Raw genomic sequence first — 15134 nt, 5'->3', positions numbered from 1 at the left:
AGCCCCGGTTTCCCGGAGTTATCCCAGTCTTATGGGCAGGTTACCCACGTGTTACTCACCCGTCCGCCGCTAACTTCATAAGAGCAAGCTCTTAATCCATTCGCTCGACTTGCATGTATTAGGCACGCCGCCAGCGTTCATCCTGAGCCAGGATCAAACTCTCCAATAAAGTTAGTTTGTCTAGCATCTAAAAATAAAAATTGACGTTTCACGTTGTTTGTTTCGTTTAGTTTTCAAAGTTCAATATCGCGTTTCAGCGACTTTTATAATTTAACATTTCTCGTTAAATCTGTCAACAACTTTTTTCTTTCGTTCCTGACGACGCTTATTAATTTACCATACTAATCATTTAATAGTCAACACTTTTAAAAAAAACGCCAAAATAATTTTATCTTGGCATAATATAAAGCTTAATAATCACTAATGCTGCCACACCCGGTAGGCCTAATAAACTCGTTATTGCTGCTGTACCCATGTTAATCGGGATATGAAAATCAAAATATGTCCCTACAACATTTACGATAAAAAGCAACGCTATGCCTAAAGTAACATGAAAAATCACCTTACCTATAAAACGCAATGGCTTAGAGGCAACACCAAAAACAAGAAAAATAAACACTAAAGTAAGAATGCCAACAATAATAATTGTAGAATTCATCTTTTCCTCCTTATGAATGACCTATACATCTATTTGTATGGGACAAGGCAATAAAAAAGAACAGTTATCATAAGCGACATCTCTTTCATATAAACAAAATGAAACAACACCTCAGCATTTTAACAAATAAAATAAAAAGGCCTGCTTAGAAAGCAGAACCCTTTACCATTGTTCCATTTTTACAGGACGACGCTTTGCTTCTTTCAACAAGAAGAAATATTTCGCCTCTGCTATCTTCAAAGAACAAATGACATCTTGAGATGGTTCTACACTTTGTTCAACCATTCTCTTCTGACGTAACCACTCATTCTTCACTTTTTCCAAAAGTACAATTAACTTATCATCATACTCTTTACGCAATTTACCCTTTTTTTGAAAGAACATTTTTGTTTCTCCTCTTATACTTCTCTGCGACCTTCTAACGCTTTCGATAGTGTCACTTCATCTGCATATTCTAAATCTCCACCAACTGGCAGACCATGTGCAATACGAGTTACTTTAATGCCTGTAGGTTTTAAGAGGCGGGAGATATACATCGCTGTAGCTTCCCCTTCAATATTAGGGTTTGTTGCTAATATTACTTCTTGTACCGTTTCATCATGTAGTCGCTTTAAGAGTTGCGGGATATTAATGTCTTCCGGTCCAATTCCCTCCATAGGAGAAATCGCACCACGTAACACATGATATACACCTTGATACTCTTTCATTTTTTCCATCGCGATTACATCTTTCGGTTCTTGCACGACACAAACAACTGATTGATCTCGATGCGAATCATTACAAATATAACAAGGATCACGATCAGTAATATGTCCACATACAGAACAATACGCTAAATCTCGCTTCGCATTTACAAGTGCTTTCGCAAAACCTAACACATCATCTTCTTTCATATCTAATACGAAAAATGCCAATCGAACCGCTGTTTTCGGTCCGATACCTGGCAACTTCATAAAACTATCGATTAGTTTTGATATTGGCTCTGGATAATGCATGTATCAATATCCCCCTAGAACATTCCACCTGGTAAGTTTAAGCCTTTTGTAAATTTACCCATTGTAGAGTTTGATAGCTCATCGGCCTTTTTAAGTGCATCATTTGTTGCAGCTAACACTAAGTCTTGTAACATTTCGATATCTTCTGGATCTACAACTTCCTCTTTAATCTTCACTTCAAGAATTTGCTTGTGACCATTTGCAATAACTGTAATCATTCCGCCGCCAGCTGTACCTTCAACTGTTTTTTCACCAAGCTCTTCTTGTGCTTTCGCCATGTCTTTTTGCATCTTTTGCATTTGTTTCATCATGTTATTCATATTTCCCATTCCGCCACGCATCATAATTAATTCCTCCTAATTATTATTACTCTTTTATTTCAATGAGTTCTTGTCCTACTAATTTCACTGCCTCTTCTATAAGAGGGTCTTCCTTTTTCTCCGGGCTTTCTTCAGACTCTCCACCTTCACGTTGTAAAAAGTCTTCACGGATTTTACCCCATTCACTTTTTGGAATGGCAATCATATTTAACCTTTTACTTAGCAATTCAAATAAAGCTTGTTCTACTGTATCCATAGCTTCTCGATTTTCGCTCGCCATCTTACAGTGAATCTCATATTGAAATGCTAAAACGTAAGTGTCATCTGAAGCTGCCACTGGTTCACTATTTTCTAGTAAAACAGCAAACGCTACTTTGTTATATGATTTGAGTCTTCCTAACAACTCACCCCATACAGCTTTTAATTGTTCTAAATCTTGACGCTTCGCTTGTTTTAATACTTCATTTACACGCCCGATAGGAATCTTCATACTTCCTGTTCGTACGGGTTTTGGTGTTGCACGTGTCTCTCTTACTTCCTGTTGTACACCAGCTGGCACACCGTTCTTTTTGACTTGCTCTAACTCTTTCTCCAATTGCTGCATCCTGTTCATAATTGCTTGCAAACGATCCGTACCGTTTGCTTGCATCATAAACTGTTGACACAACTGCACCATAACAACTTCTAAGAAAATACGCGGATGATTTGTCCACTTCATTTCCTGTTGTCCCTTACTAAGGGTATGAATAATCTCATAGATCACTTCCGGTTGCATTTCTTCACTCAACTTACGGAATTGATCATCTACAATTACTCGTTCCAACATATGTTCTAGTTGCGGTGAAGTTTGATATAAAAGCATATCACGATAATAGTAAATGAAATCCTCCATAAAACGAACTGGATCCTTCCCTTTACTCATCATTTCATCTATGATCTGTAATGCTCTTGATACATCATTTTCACGTATGCATTCTACTAAATTGCCTAAGTATTGCTGAGAAACAGATCCTGTTACCGCCAATACATCTTCTGTCGTAACAATCTCATCACTATAAGATATAGCCTGATCAATAAGACTAAGCGCGTCACGCATACCACCTTCAGCAGCACGTGCAACAATTTGTAATGCTTCATCTTCCACTTGCGTACCTTCATTCGTCACGACTGTTGATAATCTCTCAACAATATCATTCACTGATATTTTTCGGAATTCAAAACGCTGACAACGCGAAATAATTGTAGGCGGGATCTTATGAGGTTCTGTTGTCGCCAAAATAAAGATAACATGTCCTGGCGGCTCTTCTAAGGTTTTTAAAAGCGCATTGAATGCACCCATAGAAAGCATGTGAACTTCATCAATAATGTATACTTTATATTCTACAGCACTTGGAGCATATTTTACTTTATCTCTAATATCTCGAATTTCATCTACACCGTTATTTGAAGCCGCATCAATTTCTAATACATCTGAAATGGATCCTTGTGTAATTCCTAAACAAGAAGGACATTCATTACAAGGTTCAGCTACCGGAGCATGTTCACAGTTAATTGCTTTTGCAAATACTTTTGCAATTGTCGTTTTTCCTGTTCCCCTCGGACCAGAAAATAAATAAGCATGTGAAACTTTCTCTTGAAGAAGGGCATTTTGCAACGTTTTTGTCACGTGCTTTTGACCGACTACATCTTCGAACTTTTGCGGTCTCCATGTTCGGTATAACGCTTGGTATGACACGAAAATACGGCCTCCCTCAAAGGTTATTATCTCATTTATTATAACCCATTCTGTTTATAGATTCCAAAAGTTATTTTCTATACAAAAAACTCACCTTTGTATTAAGGTGAGTTTTGTATACATATATAACTGCCGTGCACCCTCCGTCGATTACGTACCATAAGCGTTACTCAAGCAGTTAGCTCGGTTCAGGCACTCCTGCGGCACACGAGAAGACCCGCTTATTGCTGCTTCCTTCCGGACCTGACAAGGTTCACGGGGTCCCGTTGCGCAGGACCCAAACGTCAACACCACTTACTTAAGGCAGACCTTACAGCAACATAACCTCGAGAGGGGATTCGGCCTCGCTAGAGCGGATTGCGAGTATAGGGCACCGCTACCTCCCCGCTTAGCACGGCAAAGTTAAAACCAATATTCGGTTGCCTTCATTAAAGGCATTATCAGTATAACTTGTTTCTTTATAAAATGCAAATACGTTAGTTCCCATTGCTTTTCTCTAATTTTTTTATCGCTTTTCTTTTTTTACGAAGCTCTCTAAAAAAGTTTGTTAACAACGTACCGCATTCTTCCTCAAGTACACCAGTTACTACTTCACATTGATGATTGAATCGTTCATCCGTTAAAAGATTCATCAATGTCCCTGCACATCCGCCCTTCGGATCACTTGCACCATATACAACTCGCTTCACTCGCGATAAAACAATTCCACCCGCACACATTGGACAAGGTTCTAATGTTACATACAATGTTGCATCTTCTAAACGCCATGTCCCTAATTTTTTACACGCCTCATCTATCGCTAGCAACTCAGCATGAGCTATTGATCTTTGCTCAGTTTCCCTTAAATTATGAGCAACACTAATTACCTCACCATCTAACACTATAACTGCTCCAATTGGTACTTCCTGTATTTCCTCCGCCTTTTTAGCTTCTTCTATCGCTAATTGCATAAAATAAATATCTCGATCTTGTTCCATAACATAGTCCTTTCATTACAAATAAAGTACACTTATTTCCATTTACTGCACAGGGGATAACTTTTACAAATTCAATCCACCCTAAAAGAAAAAGAGAGGGATTACATATGAAAAATACCGCCTTGCTCATTATCGATATGATTAATGATTTTCAATTTTCCCACGGACCCATTCTAGCTCAAAAATGCGAAACTATAACAAACCCTATTTTACAATTAAAGAAAAAAATGAAATCCTTCGGCTATCCTATAATTTACGTTAATGACCATTATCAACTTTGGAGATCTGATATCGACCAACTTATTACTCATTGTACAAATAAATATAGTGAAAATATAATTCATAAGATTGCTCCAAGTTCTGATGATTACATTTTTATTAAACCACATTATTCCGCTTTTTATGAAACACCTTTAAATTCATTACTAGGTTATTTAAAAATAGAAAATCTAATATTAACAGGAGTTGCCGGGAATATATGCATCCTATTTACAGCTAATGATGCTCATATGAGAAATTATAAATTGTATGTACCACAGGATTGTATCGCCTCTAACAACGACCAAGATAATATACATGCTTTAAAAATAATGGAAACTACATTGAAAGCAAATATAACATCGTCATCCAAAATAAAATTTAATTAATACATATATCTATTTTCTAACTTTTTATATCAAATTAACCCACTCGCTTCCCTCTTGTGCTACAATAATTCTGTTTTGTGTTTTTAGTAGTCACGGTAAATCACTGATTGAAAGGAGGAAACAGCGTGACCGGAGTACCATTTATCACGGTTGAAGGACCAATTGGTGTTGGAAAAACTTCACTTGCGAAGGAAATTTCAACTCACATGCAACTCCACTTACTAAAAGAGATTGTTGATGAAAATCCCTTTTTAGGAAAGTTTTATGAAGACATCGACGAATGGAGTTTTCAAACAGAGATGTTCTTTCTTTGTAATAGATACAAACAATTAGAAGATATTAACATAAAGTATTTGAATCAAAGGAAACCAGTAGTAGCAGATTACCATATCTTTAAAAATTTAATTTTTGCATCCCGCACATTAAAAGACTCTCAATATGACAAGTACATGCAAATTTATCGTATCCTTACACAAGATATGCCTGTGCCAAATGTCATTGTTTATTTAACAGCTAGCCTAGAAACATTGCAAAAACGAATCGCCTTGCGCGGAAGAGAATTTGAAAAAAACATGGATCCAAATTACTTACTACAGCTCACAAAAGATTATGAAACAGCAATGGATACTTTTAGAAAAGATCATCCGGAGATACCAGTATTGAAATTTAATGGAGACGATATGGATTTTGTAAAAAATCCTGATGATTTAAACGTCATCCTATCTGCCCTTCAAAATACTCTCTTAAAGGAGTCGAAATAATAATGAATTTAAGGCAAAAATATGATATACCCAATGATGCAGTAATCACTATCGCCGGAACGGTAGGTGTGGGTAAATCAACTATGACAACTGCATTAGCTAATGCTTTAGGTTATCGCACATCATTTGAAAAAGTAGATTCCAATCCATATTTGGACAAATTCTATGCGGACTTCACTCGCTGGAGCTTCCACCTACAAGTGTACTTTTTAGCAGAACGATTTAAGGAACAAAAAAGAATTTTTGAATATGGTGGCGGTTTTGTTCAAGATCGTTCCATTTACGAAGACACTGGAATTTTCGCAAAGATGCATCATGAAAAAGGTACAATGACGGAAACTGATTATGAAACATACAAAGGTTTATTTGACGCTATGGTCATGACTCCTTACTTCCCTCATCCAGACTTATTAATTTACTTAGAAGGTTCTTTCGATGATATTGTCGATCGCATTCAAGAACGTGGGCGCCCAATGGAACAGCAAACACCAATTGAGTACTGGAAAGAAATGCATGGACGTTATGAAAACTGGATTAACAACTTTAATTCATGTCCTGTATTACGCTTAAATATTAATGAGTACGATATTTTAAAAGATGGTGATTCAATCGAACCAATCATTAAAAAAATTGGCCATTTTTTAAAACAAACACGTAAACTTGTAAAATAAAAAACCCGTGCATATGCACGGGTTTTCCTATTAAATTACTTCTTCTTTGTTGGAGCAATAATTTCACTCTCAGGTTTTCCTGCGTTAATACGCTGACGAACAGTACTTGTACTAATATCGTATGCTTCAGCAATCTCTTTAACAGTCATTTCTTTCCCGTTAATTACTGCCGTTAATACTTTACCTGTACGTTTTGGAGCTGCCTCTTTCTTTACAGCTGGTTTTTCAACCTTTTTTGGTGCCTCTACTTTTGTCTCAGCTTGCTTTACATCACAAGTGCAACCACAAAGTTTACGGAATGTATCATCGCTTATAATGCGTGACACATTTGCACCACTGTTTAAAATTCTATTGTTCTTACAGACAGGACATTGTACATAATATAAAGTTTTTCCATCTAAAGGAAACGTTTGTATAATAAGATCCATGTTGACTCCTTTCATATCTATGAAGATAATCATCGGAATATGAGTGTGTAATAAGGACAAAATTACCTTACACCATACTTTATGATTGGTTTTAAAATAAAAACTCGTTACGTGTTGGTAACGAGTTCTCCAATCTCCACTTATATGCGCTGTTGTCAATTATATCTGGAGGAGGTAGAGGGATTCGAACCCCCGCGCGACTCTCGCCGCCTGTCGGTTTTCAAGACCGATCCCTTCAGCCAGACTTGGGTATACCTCCATATTGACATCAAATATAATATCAAAAGAAAAACAGTTAGTCAACCCTACTAAAATAAATTATGAGGAAAGGAAAATTTTACTTTCCCCTTCCTACATTACAGTACTGACAACGCTCATAATTACCAATCACTCATACCGATGAATGTTTAAATTTACTTAATAACTGTTTTTCCTCCCATATAAGGGCGAAGAACTTCTGGAATTATAATTGTACCATCTTCTTGTTGGTAGTTTTCTAAAATAGCTGCAACCGTACGTCCAATTGCAAGACCAGATCCATTTAATGTATGGACATGTTCTGGTTTTCCATTTGGCTCACGGCGGAAACGGATATTTGCACGTCTCGCTTGGAAAGCTTCAAAATTACTACAAGAAGAAATTTCACGATATGTGCCATAGCTTGGAATCCATACTTCAATATCGTATTTCTTCGCTGCTGTAAATCCTAAATCGCCTGTGCACATGCTCATAACGCGATATGGCAACTCTAATAATTGTAACACGCGTTCTGCATCATTTGTTAATTTTTCTAACTCTTCATAAGAATCTTCTGGTTTTACGAACTTCACAAGCTCTACTTTATTGAACTGATGCTGGCGAATTAAACCGCGTGTATCGCGACCAGCTGAACCTGCTTCAGAGCGGAAGCAAGAGCTAAATGCAGCATATCTTATAGGCAATTGCTCTTTATTTAAAATCTCATCCCGATGCATATTCGTTACAGGTACTTCAGCTGTTGGAATTAAGAAATAATCTTCACTTTCAATACGGAATGCATCTTCTTCAAACTTTGGAAGTTGTCCTGTTCCTGTCATACTTGCACGGTTTACCATATATGGAGGTAATACTTCTTCATATCCATGCTCATCAGTATGAAGATCAAGCATAAAGCTAATTAAAGCACGCTCTAATCTTGCACCAGCACCTTTGTAAAATACGAAGCGGCTTCCTGTTACTTTCCCAGCGCGTTCAAAATCTAAAATTCCTAAATCAGTAGCAAGATCCCAATGTGGTTTTGGTTCAAAAGTAAATTCTTTCACTTCTCCCCAAGTACGCGCTACTACATTATCATCCTCTGTTTCACCGACTGGAGCAGACTCATGAGGGATATTTGGAATAGATAACATTAATCTTTCTAAGTCTTCTTCAACTGTGCGAAGTTCGTTATCAAAATCCTTTACTTTTTCTCCAACCTCACGCATTTCTAAAATTAGAGCTTCTGCATCTTTCTTTTCGCGCTTTAATACAGAGATTTGTTGAGACACTTCATTACGTTTACTTTTTAATTCTTCTGTCTGAACAAGTAGTTCTCTTCTTCTCGTATCAAGTTCTTCAAAACGTCCGAAATCAGTTAGATCTTCACCTCTATGCTGTAATTTCGCTTTTACTTCTTCAAAGTTTGTACGTAAAAATTTAATATCAAGCATTATATACTCCTCCTTTTATTTTATAAAACACAAAAAACTCCCGTCCCTATATAAAGGGACGGGAGTTAACCCGCGTTGCCACCCTAGTTGAAAGCATTACCGCTTTCCTCTCAAGTAGAAATAACGGCTCTTCACCGGGAATGCTTACTAATCCAAAAGATGTTCCACATTCCATTCCAGGATGGATTCACAAACTGTTTCTATCGATTTCCACCAACCATCGACTCTCTATAAGAAACAACATTTGTTACTATTTCCTATCAACACGCTTATTTTATAAAATTGTTACCATCAATTTACTATAATCTTATACAAGTTGCAAGTTACTTATACAACTTTTTTCATTTTCGCTTCTTTTACCATTTCAACAAAGTATGCTGTGACACGATGATCATCTGTTAATTCCGGATGGAATGAAGCAGCTAAAAACTGATCTTGTCTTACCGCTACCATTCGGTCACCATGCTTAGAAAGCACTTCAACATTATCAGCTACTTCTACAACATACGGCGCACGGATAAATACACCAACGAAGTCTTCACCCACGCCTTCAATTGAAAGCGCAGCTTCAAAACTATCCTTTTGGCGTCCGAACGCATTGCGCTCAACTGTAATATCCATAGCACCAATATGTGCTTCTTCATAGCCAATAAGTGTTTTCGCAAGAAGAATCATCCCTGCACATGTACCAAACATTGGTTTACCAGACTTTGCAAATGTGCGAAGTGGTTCCATGAAAGCATACTTATCAATAAGACGGCGCATTGTTGTACTTTCACCGCCTGGTAAAATAAGACCATCAATCTCTTCAAGTTGCTCTATACGCTTTACAACAACAGCTTCGGCACCACTTGCTTCAACTGATTTTACATGTTCACGAACTGCACCTTGAAGACCTAGTACACCGATTTTCACCATTTTAAAGTTCTCCTTTAATTACCATCCACGCTCTTGCATGCGTTGTTCTGGTAATAACGTTGAAATTTCGATACCTTTCATTGCATTACCTAACCCTTTAGAAAGGCTTGCAATTAGTTCGTAATCTTCATAATGAGTCGTTGCTTCAACGATTGCACGTGCAAATCTCTCTGGGTTTTCTGATTTGAAGATACCAGATCCAACAAATACCCCATCAGCACCAAGTTGCATCATTAATGCAGCATCTGCTGGTGTTGCTACACCACCTGCCGCAAAGTTTACAACTGGTAAGCGACCAAGACGTTTAATTTCAAGTAATACTTCGTAAGGAGCACCAGTATTTTTTGCATATGTCATTAACTCATCTTCACGTAGACTCGCAACTTGACGGATTTCTGCATTGACTTGGCGCATATGACGCACTGCCTCTACAATGTTTCCTGTTCCTGGTTCACCTTTTGTACGAAGCATAGATGCACCTTCTGCAATACGACGTGCAGCTTCTCCGATATCACGGCAACCACATACAAATGGAACTGTGTAATCACGTTTATTTAAATGGTATACTTCATCAGCAGGAGTTAATACTTCACTCTCATCGATATAGTCTACCCCTAATGATTCTAATACACGTGCTTCTACAAGGTGACCGATACGGCATTTTGCCATAACCGGAATTGACACTGCACCCATAACTTCTTCAACGATTGTTGGGTCTGCCATACGAGAAACGCCACCTGCTGCACGAATGTCTGCTGGTACACGCTCTAATGCCATAACGGCAACTGCGCCTGCCTCTTCTGCAATTTTTGCTTGTTCAGCGTTAATTACGTCCATAATAACGCCGCCTTTTTGCATTTCTGCCATTCCACGTTTTACACGCTCTGTCCCTGTTACATTTGTCATGTACAAAAACCCCCCTAGGTGAATTGCTTTCCCCCGTTAAAGGCGAAAATTAAGAATACTCTTACATTCTACCACTAACTATCAGATGCTTGTCTACTACTTTTTCATAAAGTCGGTATGAAAAATAGGAATAAAAAAAAAGCCCCTACCATGAGGAGCTTTTAAAACCAACCTTTTACTGTATCAACAGCACTATTCCACATACCACTAAAGAATGAACCAATTCCGCGCATAGCACGAGTAAACCAGTTTGCTTCTTCTACTTCAGATGTTGTTACAAGATCCACTTGCAACGACTTACCAGTTAAAAATCCAGGGTCGTTTGTATCTTTTGGCGTAATTACCATTTGACCAAGCGCAGCTCCCTTTTTAATAGGTGCTTCTTGTCCCTTACTTGATTCTTTTAATTCTGTTTTATAAACATCTTTACTTCCTTTTGGCACTGGAAGTGAAATAGCTTGTTTCGTTTGAACTGCTACATCTTTATCTTTCGCATTTTCTACTCTTACTGTTTCTTGTCCTTTTACTGAAGAACCTTTTTTATACATTTGTTTCACTTCAAAGTTAGCAAATCCATAATCATATAGCTTCTTTGTTTCATCAAAACGTGCTGTATGAGAACTTGTTTTAATAACTACAGAAATAAAACGCATACCGTTTCTTTCAACCGTACCAGTGAAGCAATCTCCTGCTTCTGGAGTTGAGCCTGTTTTCAGACCATCTACGCCATCATATTCTTTAACTAAGCCCTTTAACATCCAGTTCCAGTTTGACATTGCAAACTTCTCTTTTTCTGGACGGAATTCTTTTTTAGGAATTTTTGCTGTATCTAACACTTTTGGATAATCTTTAATTAAATGTTGTGCTAAAGTTGCAACATCCTTTGCAGACATTTTATTTTCTTCATCCGCTGTTGTTCCTTCAGGATGCATTCCCTTTAAATCTTTATTCGTTAAACCTGTAGAATTGACAAATTTATAATTTTTCAATCCTAGTTCTTTCGATTTATCATTCATCATTTTTACGAAATCTACTTCTTTACCTGCAATTGCTTCTGCTAATGCAATTGTTGCACCATTTGCAGAAAAGATTGCCATTGCCTCATATAACTCTTTTACTGTATAAGAGCCACCATTTTCTAACGCAACATTTGATAATGAAGCATCTTGTGAAACCTTATATGCATATTCAGAAACCTTAATTTTCTGGTCCCACTTAAGTTTTCCTTTATCCACTGCTTCATGAACTAAATATTCACTCATCATCTTTGTCATACTAGCAATGGATAATAATTCATCTGCATTCTTTTGATATACAATTTTCCCAGAATTCGCTTCTACTAAAATTGCCGCACCTGCTTCAATGTTTAAAGCGGCTCCTGTTTCAGCTGATGCATTGCTATATGGCATAAAAATGCTACAAGCTAGTGTAATCACTGTTACCAAAGCAATGAATCTTTTGCAAAACATACCTTTCACTTTTGTTACCCCCAATATCTATGTACTCACATAACCGTTATTCTAACATAATCAAAAAAAAATAGACAGAGATATCAAATCTCTGTCTATTTGTATATAAGACATTATAATGAGTAGTTTGGAGCCTCTTTTGTAATTTGTACGTGATGAGGATGGCTTTCACGTAAGCCAGCACCTGACATACGAATGAATTGTGCATTCTCGCGTAAGAATTCTAAATCCTGTGCCCCGCAATATCCCATACCCGCACGTAAGCCACCAACTAATTGGTGAACTGTATCTGCTAAAGGTCCTTTATATGGCACTCGTCCTTCGATACCTTCTGGGACAAGTTTTTTATTTCCTTCTTGGAAGTAACGATCTTTACTTCCTTTTTCCATCGCACCGACAGAACCCATACCACGATACACTTTAAATTGACGACCTTGGTAAATTTCAGTTTCTCCAGGACTTTCGGCAACACCAGCAAACATACTACCTAGCATAACAACATGTGCTCCTGCTGCTAAAGCTTTCACCATATCACCAGAGTACTTAACACCGCCATCAGCGATAACTGGAATACCGTGTTTACGAGCTTCGGTTGCACAATCATAAACTGCTGTTAATTGTGGTACACCAACACCAGCTACAACGCGTGTTGTACAAATAGAACCTGGTCCAATACCAACTTTAACTACGTTTGCACCAGCTTCAATTAATGCTTTCGTTGCTTCAGCTGTAGCAACATTTCCAGCGATGATATTTAATGATGGATATTTAGCACGAACTTCTTTTACCTTATCAATAACACCTTTAGAATGCCCATGGGCTGTATCAAGTACAATTGCATCTACACTAGCTTTTACTAATGCATCTATACGAAGCATAGCATCAGCTGTTACACCAACTGCTGCTCCAACTAATAAGCGTCCTTGCTTATCCTTAGCAGAGTTTGGAAATTCAATTACTTTTTCAATATCTTTTATTGTAATAAGCCCTTGTAATACACCGTTATTATCAACAAGAGGGAGTTTTTCAATTTTATACTTTTGTAGGATCTTTTCAGCTTCTTCCAGTGTAGTACCAACTGGAGCTGTAATTAACTGTTCTTTTGTCATTACGTCAGAAATTTTGATTGAGTAGTCTTGGATGAAACGCATATCACGGTTTGTAATAATACCAACTAATTTTCGCTCATCTAAATTATTTACAACCGGTACACCTGAGATACGATATTTTCCCATAAGATGTTCTGCATCATATACTTGATGTTCTGGAGTTAAGAAGAAAGGATCTGAAATAACGCCGCTTTCAGAGCGCTTTACTTTATCAACTTGCTCTGCTTGTTGCTCAATAGACATATTCTTATGAATAATTCCTAAACCACCTTGGCGAGCCATTGCAATAGCCATGTCAGCTTCTGTTACTGTATCCATTCCTGCACTAATTAACGGGATGTTTAGCTGTAAGCTTTCAGATAAAACTGTTTTAACACTTACTTCTCTTGGTAATATATCTGACCTAGCTGGTACAAGTAATACATCATCAAAAGTCAAACCTTCTTTAACAAATTTAGATTCCCACATAATTGTTCCCCCTATGATACCAGAAATTATTATTAGTAGCTTATCAATTGGTTAAAATACTGTCAAGGACGTATATATATGTTAGAATTTTTAGACAATAAAAGGAGCGTAATATATGCATCAAACATCTTATACTTGGCAGCAGTTAAGTTTCTTTTTTTCATCTCAAAATGTACAACGTTATCTTGCCCGTTGTTATGAAAAATCCTCTATTCAGGATGCCGAAAAAAAAAGTTTTGAAAATTGTTATCCCTTTATTTATTACCTAGAACACGGGAAAAATTATTATGAATTATATAAGAAAGCTCCATTTTCTATTCAACCAATGTTGTTATTTTATGGAATTAGTCAACTTTTTAAAGCATGTCTACTAACCATTGATCCTAACTATCCTGAATCCACTACTGTTTTAGCTCATGGCGTTACAACTCGCAAACGAAAAAAACAAGGGTATCAATTTTTAGAAGATGAGGTGAAGATACAAAAAAACGGATTGTTTACTCATGTTGCAGAACAACTGTTTCACATGAAACACTTAGAAGCAGAAAAATTTAACATGCTAGAACTAATGGGAAATATTCCAGAATTACAAAATTTGTTTCGCTATAGTCAAAAAGGATCAACTTTATATAAAATCGATTCAACAATTAAAAATGAGCTCTCCTTTTCAGTCAACCTACTAGATCGATTACATATGACTAAAGAGAGATTTTCTCGCTACATTGAAACATCTTGTAAGCATTTATCAATGCGATACGTACCTGAGAAAACTAATGAATCGAATTTACTTTTTACGGCGCCCATTCAATCATGGAATCCTATGTACAGTACTCCTTTATACTATGAACATCTTACTAATACTTATTATTTACCACTTACGACTGATCCTAGAAATCCTAAGCCAGTATTACCTGAACTCCTTGTTCATTATTTATTGCTCTATAATTTAAGCATGATTTCTAGGTATGAAACAGATTGGTGGTATGACTTACTTGGAAGCTATGGCTCTGAAGATTATCCATTTATTTATCAATTTCTTAATATTTCTGCTCAAAAAATCCCTTACTATATTTCATCATTTTTACTAACAGAACCTAACCTATTTCATGGGAAATAAAAAAACACAAGTCAAAAGACTTGTGTTTTTAGTTGCTTGGCGACGTCCTACTCTCACAGGGACAAGGTCCCAACTACCATCGGCGCTAGAGAGCTTAACTTCCGTGTTCGGTATGGGAACGGGTGTGACCTCTCTGCCATCATCACCAAACTATGAAGGCATATTCCTTCAAAACTAGATAACATTGCTACATATTATATGGTTAAGTCCTCGATCTATTAGTATTCGTCAGCTCCACATGTCACCATGCTTCCACCTCGAACCTAT

The 15134-nt window shown here is 37.1% G+C and carries 16 protein-coding genes, 1 tRNA gene, 1 rRNA gene, 1 other RNA gene and 1 other annotated feature; of the genes, 4 read left to right on the top strand and 15 right to left on the bottom strand.

Features of this window, described 5'->3' with window-relative positions; all coding sequences use genetic code 11:
- Positions 1–388: 388 nt before the first annotated feature.
- The 7 genes from DOS87_RS00160 to tadA all read right to left on the bottom strand — a co-directional run bounded on the left by DOS87_RS00160 (position 389) and on the right by tadA (position 4685).
- Positions 389–658 (bottom strand): pro-sigmaK processing inhibitor BofA family protein, encoded by a 270-nt coding sequence (locus DOS87_RS00160; RefSeq protein WP_001089273.1) that lies wholly within the window; start codon positions 656–658, stop codon positions 389–391.
- 162 nt (positions 659–820) lie between these two features.
- Positions 821–1042: a YaaL family protein gene (locus DOS87_RS00155; protein WP_000466019.1), complete on the bottom strand. Its 222-nt coding sequence runs from the start codon at positions 1040–1042 to the stop codon at positions 821–823.
- Positions 1043–1056: 14 nt separating this feature from the next.
- Positions 1057–1653 (bottom strand): recombination protein RecR, encoded by a 597-nt coding sequence (gene recR / locus DOS87_RS00150; protein WP_000559169.1) that lies wholly within the window; start codon positions 1651–1653, stop codon positions 1057–1059.
- Positions 1654–1667: 14 nt separating this feature from the next.
- A complete protein-coding gene (locus tag DOS87_RS00145; RefSeq protein ID WP_014894853.1) occupies positions 1668–1994 on the bottom strand; it encodes a YbaB/EbfC family nucleoid-associated protein in 327 nt (108 codons plus the stop codon).
- A gap of 25 nt (positions 1995–2019) precedes the next feature.
- Positions 2020–3708, bottom strand: a complete 1689-nt coding sequence (gene dnaX, locus DOS87_RS00140; RefSeq protein WP_000121560.1) for a DNA polymerase III subunit gamma/tau — start codon at positions 3706–3708, stop codon at positions 2020–2022.
- 132 nt (positions 3709–3840) lie between these two features.
- Positions 3841–4105: signal recognition particle sRNA large type (gene ffs / locus DOS87_RS00135), an RNA gene on the bottom strand.
- A 79-nt stretch (positions 4106–4184) separates the two neighbouring features.
- Positions 4185–4685: a tRNA adenosine(34) deaminase TadA gene (tadA, locus tag DOS87_RS00130; protein ID WP_000434339.1), complete on the bottom strand. Its 501-nt coding sequence runs from the start codon at positions 4683–4685 to the stop codon at positions 4185–4187.
- 107 nt (positions 4686–4792) lie between these two features.
- Here tadA and DOS87_RS00125 point away from each other — a divergent pair, with 107 nt between their 5' ends.
- The 3 genes from DOS87_RS00125 to DOS87_RS00115 all read left to right on the top strand — a co-directional run bounded on the left by DOS87_RS00125 (position 4793) and on the right by DOS87_RS00115 (position 6764).
- Entirely contained in the window at positions 4793–5332 is a 540-nt protein-coding gene (locus tag DOS87_RS00125; protein WP_000798738.1) for a cysteine hydrolase family protein, read from the top strand.
- 125 nt (positions 5333–5457) lie between these two features.
- Entirely contained in the window at positions 5458–6093 is a 636-nt protein-coding gene (locus DOS87_RS00120; protein WP_000148217.1) for a deoxynucleoside kinase, read from the top strand.
- Between the two features lie 2 nt (positions 6094–6095).
- Complete coding sequence (locus DOS87_RS00115; protein WP_001053585.1) at positions 6096–6764, top strand: deoxynucleoside kinase; 669 nt, start codon at positions 6096–6098, stop codon at positions 6762–6764.
- Between the two features lie 35 nt (positions 6765–6799).
- Here DOS87_RS00115 and DOS87_RS00110 read toward each other — a convergent pair whose 3' ends face one another.
- The 7 genes from DOS87_RS00110 to guaB all read right to left on the bottom strand — a co-directional run bounded on the left by DOS87_RS00110 (position 6800) and on the right by guaB (position 13750).
- The gene (locus DOS87_RS00110) at positions 6800–7192 is read right to left on the bottom strand and encodes a sigma factor-like helix-turn-helix DNA-binding protein (RefSeq protein ID WP_000364195.1); all 393 of its coding nucleotides are present in this window, start codon (positions 7190–7192) and stop codon (positions 6800–6802) included.
- Positions 7193–7358: 166 nt separating this feature from the next.
- Positions 7359–7451: transfer RNA gene (locus DOS87_RS00105), tRNA-Ser, on the bottom strand.
- 154 nt (positions 7452–7605) lie between these two features.
- Positions 7606–8880 (bottom strand): serine--tRNA ligase, encoded by a 1275-nt coding sequence (serS, locus tag DOS87_RS00100; RefSeq protein ID WP_000884174.1) that lies wholly within the window; start codon positions 8878–8880, stop codon positions 7606–7608.
- Between the two features lie 51 nt (positions 8881–8931).
- Positions 8932–9153, bottom strand: a binding site (T-box leader).
- 54 nt (positions 9154–9207) lie between these two features.
- Positions 9208–9798, bottom strand: a complete 591-nt coding sequence (gene pdxT, locus DOS87_RS00095) for a pyridoxal 5'-phosphate synthase glutaminase subunit PdxT (protein ID WP_000238785.1) — start codon at positions 9796–9798, stop codon at positions 9208–9210.
- Between the two features lie 18 nt (positions 9799–9816).
- On the bottom strand, positions 9817–10704 hold the full coding sequence (gene pdxS / locus DOS87_RS00090; RefSeq protein ID WP_000186158.1) for a pyridoxal 5'-phosphate synthase lyase subunit PdxS: 888 nt from the start codon (positions 10702–10704) through the stop codon (positions 9817–9819).
- Between the two features lie 161 nt (positions 10705–10865).
- The gene (dacA, locus tag DOS87_RS00085) at positions 10866–12173 is read right to left on the bottom strand and encodes a D-alanyl-D-alanine carboxypeptidase DacA (protein WP_127057751.1); all 1308 of its coding nucleotides are present in this window, start codon (positions 12171–12173) and stop codon (positions 10866–10868) included.
- 113 nt (positions 12174–12286) lie between these two features.
- Positions 12287–13750 carry an IMP dehydrogenase gene (gene guaB / locus DOS87_RS00080; RefSeq protein ID WP_000264089.1) on the bottom strand — a complete coding sequence of 488 codons (1464 nt, stop codon included), beginning with the start codon at positions 13748–13750 and terminating at the stop codon, positions 12287–12289.
- 115 nt (positions 13751–13865) lie between these two features.
- On the opposite strand from guaB, the gene DOS87_RS00075 reads away from it, so the two are divergent.
- Positions 13866–14867 (top strand): YaaC family protein, encoded by a 1002-nt coding sequence (locus tag DOS87_RS00075; RefSeq protein ID WP_000554298.1) that lies wholly within the window; start codon positions 13866–13868, stop codon positions 14865–14867.
- Between the two features lie 34 nt (positions 14868–14901).
- Here the strand turns inward: DOS87_RS00075 and rrf are convergent.
- Positions 14902–15017, bottom strand: a 5S ribosomal RNA gene (rrf, locus tag DOS87_RS00070).
- Between the last annotated feature and the right edge of the window lie 117 nt (positions 15018–15134).

The sequence above is a fragment of the Bacillus sp. CR71 genome (genome assembly GCF_003429245.1).
Taxonomy (GTDB): Bacteria; Bacillota; Bacilli; order Bacillales; family Bacillaceae_G; genus Bacillus_A; species Bacillus_A thuringiensis_S.
This window is presented reverse-complemented; position numbering and strand designations above follow the sequence as displayed.